16 protein-coding genes are annotated in these 15,686 nt (G+C 58.6%); 6 read left to right on the forward strand and 10 right to left on the reverse strand.

Features of this window, described 5'->3' with window-relative positions:
- Positions 1-76 precede the first annotated feature (76 nt).
- The gene (locus ACA059_RS08130) at positions 77-1,039 is read left to right on the forward strand and encodes a zinc-binding dehydrogenase (RefSeq protein WP_497633354.1); all 963 of its coding nucleotides are present in this window, start codon (positions 77-79) and stop codon (positions 1,037-1,039) included.
- A gap of 68 nt (positions 1,040-1,107) precedes the next feature.
- Here ACA059_RS08130 and ACA059_RS08135 read toward each other — a convergent pair whose 3' ends face one another.
- From ACA059_RS08135 to ACA059_RS08160, 6 genes are all read right to left on the reverse strand, one after another.
- Positions 1,108-1,761 (reverse strand): HAD family hydrolase, encoded by a 654-nt coding sequence (locus ACA059_RS08135; RefSeq protein ID WP_008145849.1) that lies wholly within the window; start codon positions 1,759-1,761, stop codon positions 1,108-1,110.
- A gap of 34 nt (positions 1,762-1,795) precedes the next feature.
- Positions 1,796-2,785 (reverse strand): ABC transporter ATP-binding protein, encoded by a 990-nt coding sequence (locus tag ACA059_RS08140; protein WP_497633355.1) that lies wholly within the window; start codon positions 2,783-2,785, stop codon positions 1,796-1,798.
- Positions 2,782-3,582: an ABC transporter permease gene (locus tag ACA059_RS08145; RefSeq protein ID WP_497633356.1), complete on the reverse strand. Its 801-nt coding sequence runs from the start codon at positions 3,580-3,582 to the stop codon at positions 2,782-2,784. The genes ACA059_RS08140 and ACA059_RS08145 overlap by 4 nt, the downstream gene beginning before the upstream one ends.
- The gene (locus tag ACA059_RS08150) at positions 3,569-4,405 is read right to left on the reverse strand and encodes an ABC transporter permease (RefSeq protein ID WP_497634636.1); all 837 of its coding nucleotides are present in this window, start codon (positions 4,403-4,405) and stop codon (positions 3,569-3,571) included. The genes ACA059_RS08145 and ACA059_RS08150 overlap by 14 nt, the downstream gene beginning before the upstream one ends.
- A gap of 5 nt (positions 4,406-4,410) precedes the next feature.
- Positions 4,411-5,217 (reverse strand): alkaline phosphatase family protein, encoded by an 807-nt coding sequence (locus tag ACA059_RS08155; RefSeq protein ID WP_497633357.1) that lies wholly within the window; start codon positions 5,215-5,217, stop codon positions 4,411-4,413.
- A gap of 136 nt (positions 5,218-5,353) precedes the next feature.
- The gene (locus ACA059_RS08160) at positions 5,354-6,424 is read right to left on the reverse strand and encodes an ABC transporter substrate-binding protein (RefSeq protein WP_497633358.1); all 1,071 of its coding nucleotides are present in this window, start codon (positions 6,422-6,424) and stop codon (positions 5,354-5,356) included.
- 349 nt (positions 6,425-6,773) lie between these two features.
- Here ACA059_RS08160 and ACA059_RS08165 point away from each other — a divergent pair, with 349 nt between their 5' ends.
- Positions 6,774-7,487 carry a UTRA domain-containing protein gene (locus tag ACA059_RS08165; RefSeq protein ID WP_008145862.1) on the forward strand — a complete coding sequence of 238 codons (714 nt, stop codon included), beginning with the start codon at positions 6,774-6,776 and terminating at the stop codon, positions 7,485-7,487.
- 22 nt (positions 7,488-7,509) lie between these two features.
- On the opposite strand, the gene ACA059_RS08170 is transcribed toward ACA059_RS08165, so the two are convergent.
- Entirely contained in the window at positions 7,510-8,277 is a 768-nt protein-coding gene (locus tag ACA059_RS08170) for a DODA-type extradiol aromatic ring-opening family dioxygenase (RefSeq protein WP_497633359.1), read from the reverse strand.
- Positions 8,278-8,380: 103 nt separating this feature from the next.
- On the opposite strand from ACA059_RS08170, the gene ACA059_RS08175 reads away from it, so the two are divergent.
- Positions 8,381-9,034: a thiopurine S-methyltransferase gene (locus ACA059_RS08175; protein WP_497633360.1), complete on the forward strand. Its 654-nt coding sequence runs from the start codon at positions 8,381-8,383 to the stop codon at positions 9,032-9,034.
- 66 nt (positions 9,035-9,100) lie between these two features.
- On the opposite strand, the gene htpX is transcribed toward ACA059_RS08175, so the two are convergent.
- Both htpX and ACA059_RS08185 read right to left on the reverse strand, forming a co-directional pair.
- Positions 9,101-9,988, reverse strand: coding sequence for a protease HtpX (gene htpX / locus ACA059_RS08180; protein WP_008145865.1), 888 nt, complete (start codon positions 9,986-9,988; stop codon positions 9,101-9,103).
- Positions 9,989-10,304: 316 nt separating this feature from the next.
- Complete coding sequence (locus ACA059_RS08185; protein ID WP_415760804.1) at positions 10,305-11,516, reverse strand: pyridoxal phosphate-dependent aminotransferase; 1,212 nt, start codon at positions 11,514-11,516, stop codon at positions 10,305-10,307.
- A gap of 226 nt (positions 11,517-11,742) precedes the next feature.
- Here ACA059_RS08185 and msrB point away from each other — a divergent pair, with 226 nt between their 5' ends.
- The 3 genes from msrB to ACA059_RS08200 all read left to right on the forward strand — a co-directional run bounded on the left by msrB (position 11,743) and on the right by ACA059_RS08200 (position 13,255).
- A complete protein-coding gene (gene msrB / locus ACA059_RS08190) occupies positions 11,743-12,138 on the forward strand; it encodes a peptide-methionine (R)-S-oxide reductase MsrB (RefSeq protein ID WP_497633361.1) in 396 nt (131 codons plus the stop codon).
- Positions 12,139-12,311: 173 nt separating this feature from the next.
- A complete protein-coding gene (locus ACA059_RS08195; protein WP_008002671.1) occupies positions 12,312-12,797 on the forward strand; it encodes a glutathione peroxidase in 486 nt (161 codons plus the stop codon).
- Positions 12,794-13,255: a MarR family winged helix-turn-helix transcriptional regulator gene (locus ACA059_RS08200; RefSeq protein WP_008145868.1), complete on the forward strand. Its 462-nt coding sequence runs from the start codon at positions 12,794-12,796 to the stop codon at positions 13,253-13,255. The genes ACA059_RS08195 and ACA059_RS08200 overlap by 4 nt, the downstream gene beginning before the upstream one ends.
- On the opposite strand, the gene ACA059_RS08205 is transcribed toward ACA059_RS08200, so the two are convergent.
- On the reverse strand, positions 13,239-15,560 hold the full coding sequence (locus ACA059_RS08205) for a hybrid sensor histidine kinase/response regulator (RefSeq protein ID WP_497633362.1): 2,322 nt from the start codon (positions 15,558-15,560) through the stop codon (positions 13,239-13,241). The two genes, ACA059_RS08200 and ACA059_RS08205, sit on opposite strands and share 17 nt — an antisense overlap.
- Between the last annotated feature and the right edge of the window lie 126 nt (positions 15,561-15,686).

Consider the following 15,686-nt stretch of genomic DNA (forward strand, 5'->3'; position numbering starts at 1 on the left):
CCAGGGCCGGTCGCATAATGCAAGAAAGCCCGGCGCTACAGCTACGGGCTCAGTCCAGACTCACTATGGAGGCACTGTGAAAGCATTGCAAGGCGTTGAAGGTCAAGTGGAGTGGGTTGAAGAGCCCAGTCCTACATGCGATGTAGGACAAGTTCGGATTCGAGTGGCGGCTGCGGGTCTCAATCGCGCCGATTTGTTACAGAAGGCGGGTCTTTATCCGCCACCGCCGGGAGCCAGTCAGGTACTGGGTCTTGAGTGTTCGGGGGTAATCAGTGAGGTGGGGGCTGGCTCGTCCTGGCAAGTCGGGGATCGGGTTTGCGCCTTGCTGGCCGGGGGCGGGATGGCCGAGGAGGTAGTTGTCGACGGACGGCATGTGTTGCCGGTTCCCGAAGGTTTGTCCCTGGCGGAGGCAGCAGCGCTGCCAGAAGTGTATGCGACCGTTTGGCTGAATTTGTTTCAACTGGCTGCGCTCAAGCCGGGTGAGAAAGTTCTGCTGCACGCCGGAGCAAGTGGAATCGGTTCAGCTGCCATTCAGCTGTGCAAGGCGTTTGGTAACCCGTGCTGGGTCAGCGTCGGTTCCGCCGAGCGTCTGGCTTACTGCGAAGCGCTGGGGGCCCAAGGTGGGGTCGTGCGCAACGGGGATCTGGACAGCTTGAGCGACCTGGGGCCGTTCGATGTGATTCTCGACCCGGTGGGCGGCAACTACGCCGCGTTGAATCTGAAACTGCTGGCGCGCGATGGTCGTTGGGTACTGATCGGCCTGATGGGCGGTCGTGAGGCCCAGCTGGATCTGGCGCAGGTGCTGGCCAAGCGCGTGCAGTTGTTGGGTTCTACCTTGCGCAGTCGCGACGATCAGTTCAAGGCGGATCTGTTCAGCGATCTCAGCCAACATGTCTGGCCGCTGTTTGCCGAAGGGCGTTTAAGCCCGCAATTGGCCAAGACCTTTCCGATCAAGGACGCCGAAGCGGCGTTTGCGGAGTTGGCGACTAATAAGGTGTCGGGAAAGTTGGTGTTGGTGATCGACGAAAACCTCACCTGATAACACCGAACCTGTGGCGAGGGGATAAATCCCCTCGCCACATGGCTCGCTCCCGCAGGGAATTGAGTTTACTTCCAGAGGTGGATCGGCCAGCCGGCCTTTTCGGCGTGCTCAAGCAGCACCGGATCCGGGTTTACCACGTGTGGGAAATCCACCTTCAGCAGCAACGGCAAATCATTGCGTGAGTCCGAGTAGAAACTGGCGCCCTCAAGGTTTTCCTCTTCCGCATCCAGCCATTCCAGCAAACGTGTGATCTTGCCTTCGCGGTAGGTCAGCGTGCCAACGGTGTTGCCGCTATAAACCCCATGTGCCACTTCCAGTTCGATGCCGAGAATCTCGTCAATGCCCAAACGATCGGCAATCGGTCTGACCAGGTGCGTGCCCGACGCCGAAATCACCAAAATCCGATCACCGGCCTTGCGATGGGCCGCAATGGCTTTGGTGGCGTCACTGAAAATGATCGGCTCGATGAAGTCTTCCACCCAAGGCCCTACCAAATGGTCGACCTCTTCCGGCGTGCGCCCGATCATCGGCTCCAGGCTGAAGGTCATGTATTCCTCCATCCGCAGTTTGCCGTGGCTGTAGGCGTCCATCAGTTCGTTGTTCTGACGCATGAACGACTCGGGATCGACCCAACCCAGGCGGCCCATTTGCTCGCTCCAAAGTGTGGCGCAGTCGCCGTGGATCAGGGTTTCGTCCAAATCAAAAATTGCCAGGGCCATCAGTGCGGTTCTCTCTTCAACATCAGCAAAGTCATCAGGCTACCTCACACAGGGCCGTTGGATCGATGGAAAGCGCCAGACGCTGACCATCGGGATGCAAATCGGCCGCCGAGCGGTTCAGCACATCCACCACCAATTCCACGCCCCGGGCTTCGACCCGGTAGCGAATCACGTTGCCCAACAGGCTGTGGCTGCGGATTTGTGCGTCGAGTTCGCCGTTGAGGCTCAGCTCGATGGCTTCCGGGCGAATCGCGATGCGGTGGGTAATCGTTCGCTGCAGCAGTTTTGTGGCGCTGTCGGCGTCCAGCAGGTTGTAGTTGCCGATGAAACCTGCGGCGAAGACATCGATGGGTGCGGTGTAAAGGGTCTGGGCGTCGCCGCTTTGTACGATCTTTCCCTGATTCATCAAGAAAATTCGGTCGGACATGGTCAGGGCTTCTTCCTGATCGTGAGTGACGAAGATCGTGGTCAAGCCGAGTTCACGCTGGATCTGACGGATCTGTTCGCGCAAGTGCTTGCGAATCCGCGCATCGAGGGCCGACAGCGGTTCATCCAGCAACAACAGGCGAGGCCGGGTCACCAACGAGCGGGCGAGGGCGACTCGCTGGCATTGGCCGCCGGACAGTTGATGCGGATAACGCGCGGCGAAGTCGTTGAGCTCCACCAGTTTCAGTACTTCGGCAACACGCTTGCGGCTGTCGTCGGCATTGACCTTCTGCATGCGCAAACCAAAGGCGACGTTCTGTTCAACGGTCATGTTCGGAAACAGCGCGTAGCTCTGGAACACCATGCCGATCCCGCGTTTCTGCGGGCTCAACGGAACGAGGTCCTGGCCATCGAGGAGGATTTTGCCGCCATCCACCGAGGTCAGCCCGGCGATGCAGCGTAGCAGTGTGGACTTGCCGCAACCGGACGGGCCGAGGAGGGTGACGAACTCACCCTTCTGGATTTCACAGTTGATGTCGCTGAACACCGTGGTGCCCGCGTAGCTTTTCAGTAGGTGTTGGACGCTGACGAAGCTCATTGGCTTTTGTCCTTGTTCAAGATATTGGCAGCCCAGGTCAGAACCAGCACAAAGAAGAAATAGGAAATCACCAGCGCACTGGTGAAGTGGCCGCTGCTGTTGCGCATGTTGTTGAGGTAGACCTGCAGGGTTTCGTAGCGGGTCCCGACGAGGATATTGGCGAACACGAACTCACCGAACAGGAACGAGAACGACAGCAGCAACGCCACCATCAAACCTTTGCGCAAGTTTGGCAGCACCACTAGGAACGCCGCTTGCCAGGTGCTGGCACCGAGCAGTTGGGCGGAGTCCATCAGGTCTCGCAGGTTGATCGCTTGCAGGTTGTTGGTGATTGCCCGGTACATGAACGGCAGCGCCACGGTGAAGTAGCAACCGATCAGAATCCACGGCGTCCCGACCATCGCGAACGGCCCGGAACCGTAGAGTTGCAACAGGCCCACCGACGACACCACCGGCGGCACCGCGAAGGGCAGCAGGATCAGGATGTTCATCAGCGCATCGAGTTTCGGGAAGTGGTAATGCACCACAAACAGCAACGGCAGAATCAGCACCACCGACAGAATCAGCGAGCCGACGCAGACCAGCAGCGATTGGCCGAACGAATGGAGAAAGCGCGGGTCGCTCCACAGCTCCACGTACCATTTAACGGTGAAGCCGCTGGGCAGAATGGTCGCCGACCAACTGCTGGCGATCGAGTAGATCAGCGTCCCGAGCAATGGCAGCAACAGGATGGCAAACAGCAAATACACCACCATCCGGTGATAGACACCGACGGGACCCAGTTCAGCGCGAGACATGGTAGCTCCTCTTCAACAGCAGCTGATGCACGATGGTCACCAGGGTCATCAACGCCACCAGCACCACAGCCAGGGCACTGGCCAGGTTCGGGTCCAGGGAAATGTCCCCGGAAACCATCGCCGCGATGCGGATTGGCAGCACGTTGAAGTTGCCGGTGGTCAGGGCGTACACCGTGGCGTAGGCGCCCAGGGCGTTGGCCAGCAGGATCACAAACGTACCGAGCAGCGCCGGAGTCAGCACTGGCAAACCGATGTACCGCCAGTACTGCCAGCCATTGGCGCCGAGCAGCGCGGCGGATTCACGCCAGTCTTCGCGCAGGGCATCAAAGGCCGGGTAGAGCAGCAACACGCCGAGCGGGATCTGGAAGTAGGTGTAGAGAATGATCAGCCCGGTTTTCGAATACAGGTTGAAGTCCTGAATGATCCCGGCCTGCTTGAGCATGATGGTGAAGCTGCCGTTGAAGCCCAGCAGAATGATGAACGCGAAGGCCAAAGGCACGCCGGCAAAGTTGCTGGTCATGTTGGCGAAGGCGTTGACGAAGTTGCGCAATTTCGAGTCGACCCGGCGCAAGGAATAGGCGCCGAGCACCGCGATGATGATCCCGAACACGCTGGACCAGAAACTGATCTCGAGGCTGAACTGGATCGCCTGCAGATAGAACTTCGAATTGAAGATCCTGGTGAAGTTGGCGATGCCCCAGCCGAACTCTTCCGATTGCAGGCTGTTGATCATCACCCAGGACAACGGGGCGATCTGGAACACGATAAAGAACAGTGCAAAAGGCACCAGACACAAGGCTGCCAGCCATTTTCCGCGCGTCATGGTGTTCACTTGAGCAGCTCCTGGCACACAGGTTTGTCGTGGGCCACACCCAGCAGTTCGCAGACGGTGCCGCAGATTTCAATCTGTTTCGGTGCGGCGTTGGCATTGAAGCTGAAAGCGTCGCCGAGGACGAATAGCGGTACTTCGCGCTCTTCCGGCAGCAGGCCGTTGTGAGAACGGTCGTTGTTCATGCCGTGGTCGGCGGTCACCAGCACCTGATACCCGGCGTCGAGCCAGGTGTGCAGGTAGTCGGCCAGAATAATGTCAGCCGAGCGGGCGCTGTTGCGGTATTGCGGGGTGTCGAGGCCGTGCTTGTGCCCGGCGTCGTCGATGTTCATGGGGTGGACCAGTAAAAAGTTTGGCGCATGACGCAGGCGCAGGTTTTCGGCGTCGGCGAACAGGTGCGAGTCCGGGTAGTGATCGCTCCAGTAGAAATGACCGTGCTGGATTGGCAGGTCCGGGTCGTCGGTGTGTCGATCCCGCGCGGCAATAAACGGCGAACGGTTATACAGCTCGCTGACCCAGTGATAGGCCGCGGCGGCGGTTACAAGGCCGGCATCGCTGGCGTAGTGATAGATGCTGCGCTGGTTGGACAGGCGCGAGACATTGTTGTGAACGATTCCACTGTCGATCGGCGTGACGCCGGTCAGGATGCACTCGTAAAGCGGACGGGACAGCGCCGGCAGTTCGCACTCCAGTTTGTAGAGCGCCGCGCGTCCTGCGCCGACATAAGCCTGCAGGTGCCCCATGGCGTGACGGGCGACCTCGTAATTGAGGCCGTCGAGCACGACAAGGATGACGTTGTGCTTCATAGGGGCTGGAACTCCGAAAAGCGAAACTGGATCTGATCGTCGTAGGAGCTGGCGGAGCCTGCGATCTTTTTGCTTTCACTTGAGTGTTGAGTGAAAGATCAAAAGATCGCAGCCTGCGGCAGCTCCTACGGATACATCATTGCTTCATATTGACGATGACTTCTTCCTGCCACTTCTGAGGAAGGGCTTTGGAGGTTTTCTCCCAGGCATCTGCGTCCTTGATCGGGGTCACGCCTTTGTACTGCTCGTTAGGCAGCAACTGGGCCTGAACCTCAGGCGGCAGTGTCAGATGCTCGGCGCGGATCGGACGGGCGTTACCGCGTGCCAGATTGGTCTGGCCGGCGTCGCTGAAGATGTATTCGCGGGCCAGTTTGGCGGCATTCGGGTGCTTGGCGTATTTGTTGATGATGGTGGTGTAACCGGAAATCACCGAACCATCGGATGGAATCAGCACAGTGTAGTCATCCGGGTTGACCATTTTGGCCTTGTAGCTCAGACCGTTGAAGTCCCAGACCACGCCGACTTCGATTTCACCCTTTTCCATGGTGGCAATTGTCGGGTTGGCCATCGACAGGCGCCCTTGCTTGGCGATCTCGGAAAACAGATCCAGCGCCGGCTGGAGGTTTTTCTCATTGCCACCGTTGGCGAGCGCGGCAGCCAGAACGCCGTTGGCGGCTTGGGCAGCGGTGCTCACATCACCGATGGAAACCTTGTATTTGCCGTTCTTGAGGTCAGCCCATTTGGTCGGAGCGTCGGAGCCGTGCAGCAACTTGTTGTTGACGATGAACGCGATGGTGCCGGTATAGGCGAGCGCCCAGTTGCCGTCCTTATCCTTTGCCCAGCTCGGGATCTGATCCCAGGTGCTTGGCTTGTACGGTTGTACAACGCCTTGCTTCACCGCGATCGGGCCGAACGCTGCACCGACATCACCGATATCGGCAGTGGCGTTGTCTTTTTCAGCGGCGAACTTGGCGATTTCCTGGGCCGAGCTCATGTCGGTGTCGATGTGTTTCAGGCCGTAGTTCTTGGCCAGGTCATCCCAGGTGCCTTTCCAGTTGGCCCAGTTGTCGGGCATGCCGACGCTGTTGACTTCACCTTCCGCTTTCGCCGCGGCTTCCAGGGTTTTCAAATCGCTATCAGCCGCCATCGCGGCGGTACACATGGCAATGGTCGAGCCTAACAGTGAGGCCAGGAAAAGCTGTTTCATCCGAAGCTCCTTTGGGCGTTTTCAACGCTGCGATTGCGGTTGTGTTGGTCTAGGTCAGCAATACCTGAGCCAATTTAGGCGCCTCTGATGACATTTTGATGTCGACGACCGGTCGGCCTATATTTTTTGAGCTGCAATGCTCAGGCTTCGGAGTAAGCGTAGACCATGGCTAATAGGCTGATATAAAAGGACTTGGCCGTGAAATTGCAGGTGTCTGGATCAACCGTTCGGCGGCTTTGTCATCTGTCAGTCATGTGCAGTGCCTAGGCTTGTCGGGAGTTGAGGGAACCGGTTTGAATCGCGGTTCCGCCCCGAAACAGTGCTGGTCTAGTCCAGATAGGTAACGTTGATGCGCATCGAGACAACCAAAGCGGTGACAGCCATCGGGCAGGTTCTGCAGGAACAGCTCGACCATGGCCTGTTGGCGCCCGGGAGCAAACTGCCGGCCGAGCGCAAGCTTAGTGAGTTGTTCGGTACCACGCGGATCACCGTGCGAGAAGCGTTGTTGCAACTGGAAGCCCAGGGGCAGATTTATCGGGAGGAGCGCCGTGGCTGGTTCGTGTCGCCACCGCGCCTGGCCTACAACCTGATGCAGCGCAGTCACTTTCACGCGATGGTCAGTGCACAGGGGCGGGTGCCATCCACCGAGGTGATTTCCGCGCGGTTGCAACCGGCGTCGGCAGCGGTCTGTGCCTGGTTGCAGTTGCCGGCGTTATCCAGCGTGATTCAGATTTGTCGGGCGCGGCGGATTGATGAGCGGCTGGTGTTGTACGTGGAGCACTATTTGAATCCGCAGTTTTTTCCGGGGATTCTGGATTTCGATTTGAATCAGTCGATTACCGAGCTGTACGCGCGGCATTACGATTTGCACTACGGGCGGGTGCGTTTCGAGATTGTGCCGACGGCGTTGTCGGTGGATGCGGCGGCGGCTTTACGGGTGTCGGTGGGGAGCCCGGGGTTGCGCATCGCTCGGGTCAATTACGATCAGCATGAGCGGTTGATTGATTGTGACCTGGAGTTTTGGCGGCACGATGCGATTCATGTCGGCGTTGATGTAGTCTGAGCCTGGCCGCCACAGGTTGAGCTTATCCGAAGCGGTAAATGTCCATGCCCAAGGCCCCCATGGTGAATCCCTTGTGGGTCACGCTGAAATGTCCTCCGGCGCCGCGGGCAAAATACAAAGGCAACAAATGCTCATCACTCGGATGGTTGCGCACGGCATTCGGTGCTTGCTGACGGTAATCGTGCAACGCGGTTTCGTCGTTGGCAGCGAGTTTTTCGATCATCCAGTCACGAAATGCCTGGGCCCAGGGTTCGACGCTTTCTGTGCCGGCGTGCCAGTCCAGTTCGCGCAGGTTGTGGGTGATGCTGCCGGAACCGATCAGCAGCACGCCGTGTTCGCGCAGACCGGCCAGGGCATGACCGACGCGGGTCTGCAGGGGCGGGCCGCCGCTGGTGGGCAGCGAGACTTGCACCACGGGGATATCGGCTTGTGGATACATCAATGACAAGGGCACCCAGACACCATGGTCGAACGGCCGTTCGGCGTCGATGCGTGCGGGCAGGCCATCGCTCTTCAGCAGTTCGACAACCTCTGCGGCCAATTGCGGATTGCCGGGCGCCGGGTATTGCACGTCGAATAACGCCTGCGGAAACCCGCCGAAGTCATGCCAGGTTTCAGGCTGAGGATTGCCGCTGACCAGCAACTCATTGCTTTCCCAATGCGCAGAAACAATTACGATGGCTTTGGGTTTCGGCAATTCTGCGGCCAGGCGAGCGAGGGCGGGCCCGCTGGCGCCCGGTTCCAGTGCCAACATGGGGGAGCCATGGGATATGTACAGGCTGGGGAACATGAATGAGCTCCTGAGGGGTAAGATGGCATCATCTTCAGTCAGATCATTGATCTAAATCTAATATAAGTTTTAGGGTCTTTTGATCGAATTTTCGGGATTAATTATGCAGCCGGAGTTTTGGCACAAGCGGTGGACGTCGAATCAGATCGGCTTTCACCTGCCGGAAGTGAATCCATATCTGCAACGGTACTGGCTGCAGCTGGGCCTGGAAGAGGGCTCGCGCGTACTGGTGCCGCTATGCGGGAAAAGCCTGGATCTGCTGTGGCTGGCGAAATGCGGTCACGAGGTGTTGGGCGTCGAGTTGTCGGAAAAAGCGGTGGAAGACTTTTTTCACGAGCATCAATTTGATCCGGACGTCAGCGACCAAGGCCCCTTTACTGTCTATCGGGCGGGCTCGATCGAGATCTGGTGTGGTGATTTCTTCGCGTTGACGGCCGGCGATGTCGCCGATTGCAGTGCGCTGTACGACCGCGCTGCGTTGATCGCCTTGCCACCGAAGATGCGGGAGCAATACGCCGAGCATCTGAAGCGGATTGTGCCGAAGGATTCGCTGGGGCTGCTGATTACCCTGGATTACGATCAGGCACAAATGGAGGGGCCGCCCTTTGCAGTGCTGGATGATGAAGTGCAACGGTTGTTCGGTGCTTCGTGGGAGTTGAAGATTCTGGAGGACCAGGACGTTCTGGGCGAGAGCTGGAAGTTCCTGGAAAGCGGTGTTACGCGGCTTGAAGAGCGGGTTTATCGCTTGATGAGTTGATGGAACAGCAAGGCACAAAAAAGGGGCGATCAGATGATCGCCCCTTTTTGTATCACCGCAAAGCTATCAGCCCCGACGACGCAGTGCGTCGATGCGCTCTTCCAGCGGCGGGTGGCTCATGAACATGCGGGCGAACCCTTGTTTGATGCCACCGTTGATGCCGAAAGCAGTCAGGGTGTCCGGCATGTGCACCGGCAGGCCCTGTTCGGCACGCAGGCGTTGCAGGGCGCCGATCATTGCGGCGGTGCCGGCCAGACGTGCACCGGCTTCGTCTGCACGGAATTCGCGTTTACGCGAGAACCACATGACGATGGCGCTGGCCAGAATGCCCAGAACCAGTTCGGCGAAGATGGTTGCCACGTAGTAGGCGATGCCCTGGCCTTCTTCGTTCTTGAAGATCACCTTGTCGACAAAGTTGCCGATGATCCGTGCGAAGAACATCACGAAGGTATTCACCACGCCCTGGACCAATGCCAGTGTGACCATGTCGCCATTGGCTACGTGGCCGATTTCGTGGGCCAGAACGGCCTTCACTTCATCTGGCGAGAAACGCTCGAGCAGCCCTTGGCTGACCGCGACCAACGCGTCGTTCTTGTTCCAGCCGGTGGCAAAGGCGTTCGCCTCGTAGGCCGGGAAAATACCGACTTCGGGCATCTTGATCCCGGCTTCCCGGGACAATTGCTCGACGGTTTGCAGCAGCCATTGCTCGTGACGTGTGCGCGGCTGGCTGATGATTTGGGTGCTGGTGCTCATCTTCGCCATCCACTTGGAGATGAACAGCGAGAACAGCGAACCGGCGAAACCAAAGACCGCACAGAAAATCAGCAGCTGATTGAGGTTGAGATCAACCCCGTTGGCCGCCATGAACCCGTTGAAGCCGAAAAGGCTCAGGGTGATGCTGGCAATCAGCACGACCGCCAGGTTAGTGGCCAAAAACAGCAGGATGCGCATCATGGTTGTAGAAATCTCCTCATGCTAAAGATGTAGCGTACTGCGGGGTATATAAGGTGCTGACCCGGGCTATTCAACCGGGTGACTATTTCAAACTGTGTCCTACGGCAACAGTCTAGCTGTTTGAAGGGCGTTTCCGACGTCGATGCGGGAAGCGTTTGTCAGCCAATTAGCGTCGTAAGCCCCGCCGTTGTTAGACGCGAGCACGCAACGAGTCATCAGTCAGCGATTGAAGAAGCGATGTTTGGCAGGGCGCAAAGAAATGTTGCTGAATCAATCACCGTGCGACTTGCGCAAGCGTCGCACGGTGACAGGCAGGTTATTGACGGTAGGACTTGAGGAAGTTGCCGATACGTCCGATGGCCATGTCCAGTTCGTCCACACGCGGCAGGGTCACCACACGGAAGTGGTCCGGCCATGGCCAGTTGAAGGCCGTACCTTGAACCACCAGCAGCTTCTCCGAGAGCAGCAGGTCGAGCACGAATTTCTCGTCGTTATGGATCGGGCAGACTTTCGGGTCGATCCGTGGGAACGCATACAGCGCGCCCATTGGCTTGACGCAGCTCACGCCGGGAATGTCGTTGAGCAGTTCCCAGGTGCGATTGCGCTGTTCCAACAGTCGTCCGTTGGGCAATATCAGATCATTGATGCTCTGGTAGCCGCCGAGGGCGGTCTGGATCGCATGCTGGCTCGGCACGTTGGCACACAGACGCATGTTGGCCAGCATGTCGATGCCTTCGATGTAGCTCTGGGCGTGGTGTTTCGGGCCGGAAATGGCGATCCAGCCGGAACGGAAGCCGGCCACGCGATAGGACTTGGACAAACCGTTGAACGTCAGGCACAGCAAGTCCGGCGCCAGCGAGGCTGTGCAGATGTGCACGGCATCGTCGTACAGAATCTTGTCGTAGATCTCGTCGGAAAAAACCACCAGGTTGTGCTGACGGGCCAGTTCCAGCATGCCCAGCAGGACTTCTTTCGAATACACCGCGCCCGTCGGGTTGTTCGGGTTGATGATCACCAGTGCTTTGGTGTTCGGGGTGATCTTGGCCTTGATGTCGGCCAGATCCGGCCACCAGTTGGCCTGCTCGTCGCACAGGTAATGCACCGGGTTGCCGCCCGACAGGCTCACCGCGGCGGTCCACAGCGGGTAGTCCGGGGCCGGCACCAGCACTTCGTCGCCGTTGTTAAGCAGGGCCTGCATCGACATCACGATCAGCTCGGAAACGCCGTTGCCCAAATAGATGTCTTCAATGCCGACGCCTTCTACCTGCTTTTGCTGGTAGTACTGCATCACGGCCTTGCGGGCGCTGAACAGACCTTTGGAATCGCTGTAGCCCTGAGCAGTCGGCAGGTTGCGGATGACGTCCTGGAGGATTTCATCCGGCGCTTCGAAACCAAAAGGCGCCGGGTTGCCGATGTTCAGCTTGAGGATGCGATGGCCTTCCTCTTCCAGGCGTTTGGCGTGCTTGAGCACTGGGCCGCGAATGTCGTAGCAGACGTTGGCGAGCTTGTTCGATTTGCTGACCTGCATGGCGATGTGTTCCCGAAAATGAACGATCCAGGCGGCGTATGAACGACCGTACTGGGAATCCTGCGTATTCACACAGGCCTGACGCCTTGAGAGGCAGCACCCATAAATCCGTTTGAATGCGCGTGGTCTGGCTGCCAGACTGGCGTTTGACGAGGCGCAATCATACGTGCCGCCCGATCCGTGGAAAAGGTACAGATCGGGCTTTTTCAACTGCTGAGGTGTGACGATGGAAAAGTTGGAAAAAACCCTGGAAGAATGGCGGGCGATGCTCGACCCGGAGCAGTACAACGTTTGCCGCCTCAAGGGCACCGAGCGACCGTTCTCCGGCAAGTACAACGACAGCAAGGTCGACGGCATTTACCACTGCATCTGCTGCAACGAACCGCTGTTCGACTCCAAAACCAAATTCGACTCCGGCTGCGGCTGGCCGAGCTTTTATGCACCGATCGGCGACAGCGCCATGGTCGAGATCCGTGACGTCAGCCACGGCATGATCCGCACCGAAGTGGTCTGCGCCAAATGCGATGCGCACCTGGGGCACGTGTTCCCGGACGGCCCGCCGCCGACCGGCCTGCGTTATTGCATCAACTCGGTGTGCCTGGACCTGGTGCATCGCGGGTAGGAGCTGCCGAAGGCTGCGATCTTTTGATCTTTGCTTGAGATTTAAAAGAGCCAGATCAAAGGATCGCAGCCTTCGGCGGCTCCTACAGTTGGTCGGCAATTGATTTATTAAATTGCACACAATTCAATTGCTCGCTATGTTTGTCTCATCTTCCCTCATTTAGAGTCCGAACCATGAGCGACAATCTGCTGAGCATCCCTTGCACCACCATCAAGGGTGAGCAAAAGACCCTGGCGGATTTCGCCGGCAAGGCCGTGTTGGTGGTCAATACTGCGAGCAAATGCGGCTTCACTCCGCAGTACAAAGGCCTTGAAGAGTTGTGGCAGACCTACAAGGATCAAGGTCTGGTGGTGCTGGGCTTTCCGTGTAACCAGTTCGGCAAGCAAGAGCCAGGCAACGAAGGGGCGATTTCCGAGTTCTGCGAGTTGAACTTCGGCGTCAGTTTTCCGCTGTTCAAAAAGATTGAAGTCAATGGCGCCGGTGCCCATCCGCTGTTCGTTCAACTGAAAAAGCGCGCGCCGGGTGTTCTGGGTTCCCAAGGCATCAAGTGGAACTTCACCAAGTTTCTGATCGGCAAGGATGGCCAGCTGGTCAAGCGCTTCGCCCCCGCGACCAAGCCGCAGGACCTGACCCGCGAGATCGAAGCCCTGCTCAAATGAACACCTTGTCAGTCGATTCCCTGAAGCTTGACAGTCAACTGTGCTTCAAACTGTACGCCGCTTCCCGTGCGGTGATCCGCGCCTACAAGCCGATGCTCGATCAGCTCGGCCTGACCTACCCGCAATACCTGGCGATGCTGGTGTTGTGGGAATGGCAGGAGGCAGCCCCAGAGCAGCCGACGGTCAAGGCGTTGGGCGAACGCCTGGCGCTGGATTCCGGCACGCTGACGCCGTTGCTCAAGCGTCTTGAGCAACTGCAACTGGTTCAGCGTCAGCGCTCGGCGCGGGACGAGCGTGAAGTACATTTGAGCCTGTCGCCAACCGGCAAGGCTTTGCGTGATCAGGTCGGGCCGCTCAAGGCTCGTCTGTTATGCGACAGCGGTGTGGATCTGGATCGCCTGAATGATCTGCGCGATGGCCTTGATCACCTTTTGGGGCAAATCAAAGCACTGTCGTAGTAGGGACCCACAAGTCCAGCAGGGCAGCCAACTCTTCCCGGCGGAAGGGTTTTGCCAGGTAATCGCTCATGCCTGCCGCACGACAGCGTTCGCGCTCTTCGGACATGGCGTTGGCGGTCAGGGCGACGATGGGCAGCTGTGGCCAGCGTCCGCTGCGACGGATTTGCCGACTGGCCTCGTAGCCGTCCATCACCGGCATGTTGCAGTCCATCAGCACCAGATCGAATTCACTCTGCTCCAGCTGATCCAGCGCCTCACCACCGTGACCGGCGACAATCACCTCGCAACCGAGTTTTCCGAGCATCCCCTTGGCCACCAGTTGGTTGACCGGATTGTCCTCCACCAGCAGCACGCGTCCGCGTCGTTGTGGGGAGAGGGCGTCGAGCCGGGCACCGTTGATCGTGTTGAGTTCCGGCTGCAGGGTTCGCCGCAGTGTCTGGTACAGCGCGTTGCGCGCCAGAGGCCGCGCCTGTTGTTGCAAAGGGGCGAGGGCGATGGCTTCTTCGCTGGGCATGAAACTGCCGTAAGCGGTGACCAGCAGAATGGGGGCTGTACACGAGGGGCGCAGGCCAAACAGGCATTCGGGGCAATCGGTAATCAGTACATCCGGGTTCAGGCCCAGCAACGAGTCATCGATGGAACGCTGCTCATAGTCGAGCCCCCAGCCGGGCAACACACTGTTCAACAGTTCTGCCAGACCACTGCTGGCGGCGGTGATGGCGATGACCTTGCCCTGTAAAGAGGCCGGGGCAAGGGCGCGGGTGTGGCTGGGCAGCGGCAGATCCGCACAGAACTGGCTGCCGAAGCCTGCTTCCGAGCTGATGGTGAGGCGCCCTTGCATGGCTTCGCAGAGGTTGTAGGTCAATGCCAGACCCAACCCGGTCCCGCCGAATTGCCGGGTAATGCCGGCACCCGCTTGCGTGAAGGGCTGGAAGATCTTGACCTGGGCGTCCTGGGCGATACCGATGCCGGTGTCGCAGACTTCGATTCTGACGCCGTCTCCGAACGTCGACAGGCGCACATCGACCCGACCGAAACGGGTGAACTTGAGGGCGTTGGACAACAAGTTGCTGACGATCTGTCGGACCCGGGTCGGATCCCCGAGCACCAGGGCCGGAAAGTGCGGGTCGATCAGGCAGCTCAGCTCGACACTCGGCGCGGCGTTTTGCGATAGCAGGTTGGCGGTGTCCTCGATCAGCGAACCGAGGTCGAACGGAATATGTTCGAGCTCCAGTTGGCCGGCATCGAACTTCGACAAATCGAGAATATCGTTGAGCAGTTCCACCAGTACTTTGCCCGAGTCATGGGCGATGGACAGTTGTTGTTGCTGCTCGGCATTGAGCGGGCCGTCCAGGGACAGCGCGATCATCCCCAGCAGGCCATTGAGCGGCGTGCGGATCTCGTGGCTCATGTTGGCCAGGAACACCGAGCGCGCTTCGGCCATGTCCAGGGCGGTGCTGCGGGCGACTTCAAGCTCCTCGTTGGATTGGCTGAGCCGGGAGTTGATCGCCTTGAGTTCCGCAGTGCGGGCCGAGACGATGTTCTCCAGTTGCCCGAGGTAGTCGGTCAGGCGGTTTTCCGCGTTGCGTCGCTGTTGGATTTCGGTGGCGATGTTTTCGAATTGCTGATTGGCAACCTTGACCAGTACACCGATTTCATCGTTTTCATGGTCCGTCGGACACTCCAGCGACGTCAACTCCGTACTGCGCGGGTCGCGACTGCTGAGTTCACGGATGACCCGCACCAACGGCTTGGTCAGCATCACGTAGAACAGCGCCAGCAGGATGCCGGTCAGCAGCAGGCTGCGAGCGAAGCCATTGAGCAGGGTCACCTCGGCCCGACGCAGGAACCGGTTGCCGAATGAATAGGTGTCGACGTCCAGACGCAGGGTGCCGAGGGATTCGGTTGGCAAGTGATCCAGGTAGAGACGGTCTTCGAACTGCCGGTTGGCGCCGAACAGAAAGTCGCTGATCACCCGATAACCGCTTTGCACACCCGGGCGTTTGACGTTGGCGAGCACGGTATTGTTGTTGTCGGTCAATTGCGCGCCGATGATCGCCGGCGAGCGCAACAGGCCCAGGGTCAGTTCCTGAGCGAGTTCGGCGTCGATGTTGTAGGCGATACGGGACGCGGGATTATGGCTGATTTCCAGCAAAGACAGGATTTCGCGGTTGATGGAGGCGTCTTCACTGGCATAATCGATGCCTATTTGCAGCAGACTGAGCAGTGTGCCCAGAATGAAACCGACCAGCACAGTAAGCCTGGCTTGCTTGTAAGACAGCCGGTTGGTGAACTTGATATCCATGGGGTGTTGAACCACTTCCGTTTCCCTTCGCTGCTCAAGCATAGTCGATCATGCATGGATACCGATGTTCTCGCGAGCCCTTGTACAAAGGGATGAACCGGACACCGAACGCTGTGTTTCGTCGCT

This window comes from Pseudomonas sp. LBUM1647 (assembly GCF_059716175.1).

What these genes read in the sequence shown, in the direction of transcription:
- ACA059_RS08135 (WP_008145849.1), bottom strand. Translation starts at nt 1,761, where the DNA reads ATGGCCCTGGCAATTTTTGATTTGGACGAAACCCTGATCCACGGCGAC.
- ACA059_RS08140 (WP_497633355.1), bottom strand. Translation starts at nt 2,785, where the DNA reads ATGAGCTTCGTCAGCGTCCAACACCTACTGAAAAGCTACGCGGGCACC.
- ACA059_RS08145 (WP_497633356.1), bottom strand. Translation starts at nt 3,582, where the DNA reads ATGTCTCGCGCTGAACTGGGTCCCGTCGGTGTCTATCACCGGATGGTG.
- ACA059_RS08150 (WP_497634636.1), bottom strand. Translation starts at nt 4,405, where the DNA reads ATGACGCGCGGAAAATGGCTGGCAGCCTTGTGTCTGGTGCCTTTTGCA.
- ACA059_RS08155 (WP_497633357.1), bottom strand. Translation starts at nt 5,217, where the DNA reads ATGAAGCACAACGTCATCCTTGTCGTGCTCGACGGCCTCAATTACGAG.
- ACA059_RS08160 (WP_497633358.1), bottom strand. Translation starts at nt 6,424, where the DNA reads ATGAAACAGCTTTTCCTGGCCTCACTGTTAGGCTCGACCATTGCCATG.
- ACA059_RS08165 (WP_008145862.1), top strand. Translation starts at nt 6,774, where the DNA reads ATGCGCATCGAGACAACCAAAGCGGTGACAGCCATCGGGCAGGTTCTG.
- ACA059_RS08170 (WP_497633359.1), bottom strand. Translation starts at nt 8,277, where the DNA reads ATGTTCCCCAGCCTGTACATATCCCATGGCTCCCCCATGTTGGCACTG.
- ACA059_RS08175 (WP_497633360.1), top strand. Translation starts at nt 8,381, where the DNA reads ATGCAGCCGGAGTTTTGGCACAAGCGGTGGACGTCGAATCAGATCGGC.
- htpX (WP_008145865.1), bottom strand. Translation starts at nt 9,988, where the DNA reads ATGATGCGCATCCTGCTGTTTTTGGCCACTAACCTGGCGGTCGTGCTG.
- ACA059_RS08185 (WP_415760804.1), bottom strand. Translation starts at nt 11,516, where the DNA reads ATGCAGGTCAGCAAATCGAACAAGCTCGCCAACGTCTGCTACGACATT.
- msrB (WP_497633361.1), top strand. Translation starts at nt 11,743, where the DNA reads ATGGAAAAGTTGGAAAAAACCCTGGAAGAATGGCGGGCGATGCTCGAC.
- ACA059_RS08195 (WP_008002671.1), top strand. Translation starts at nt 12,312, where the DNA reads ATGAGCGACAATCTGCTGAGCATCCCTTGCACCACCATCAAGGGTGAG.
- ACA059_RS08200 (WP_008145868.1), top strand. Translation starts at nt 12,794, where the DNA reads ATGAACACCTTGTCAGTCGATTCCCTGAAGCTTGACAGTCAACTGTGC.
- ACA059_RS08205 (WP_497633362.1), bottom strand. Translation starts at nt 15,560, where the DNA reads ATGGATATCAAGTTCACCAACCGGCTGTCTTACAAGCAAGCCAGGCTT.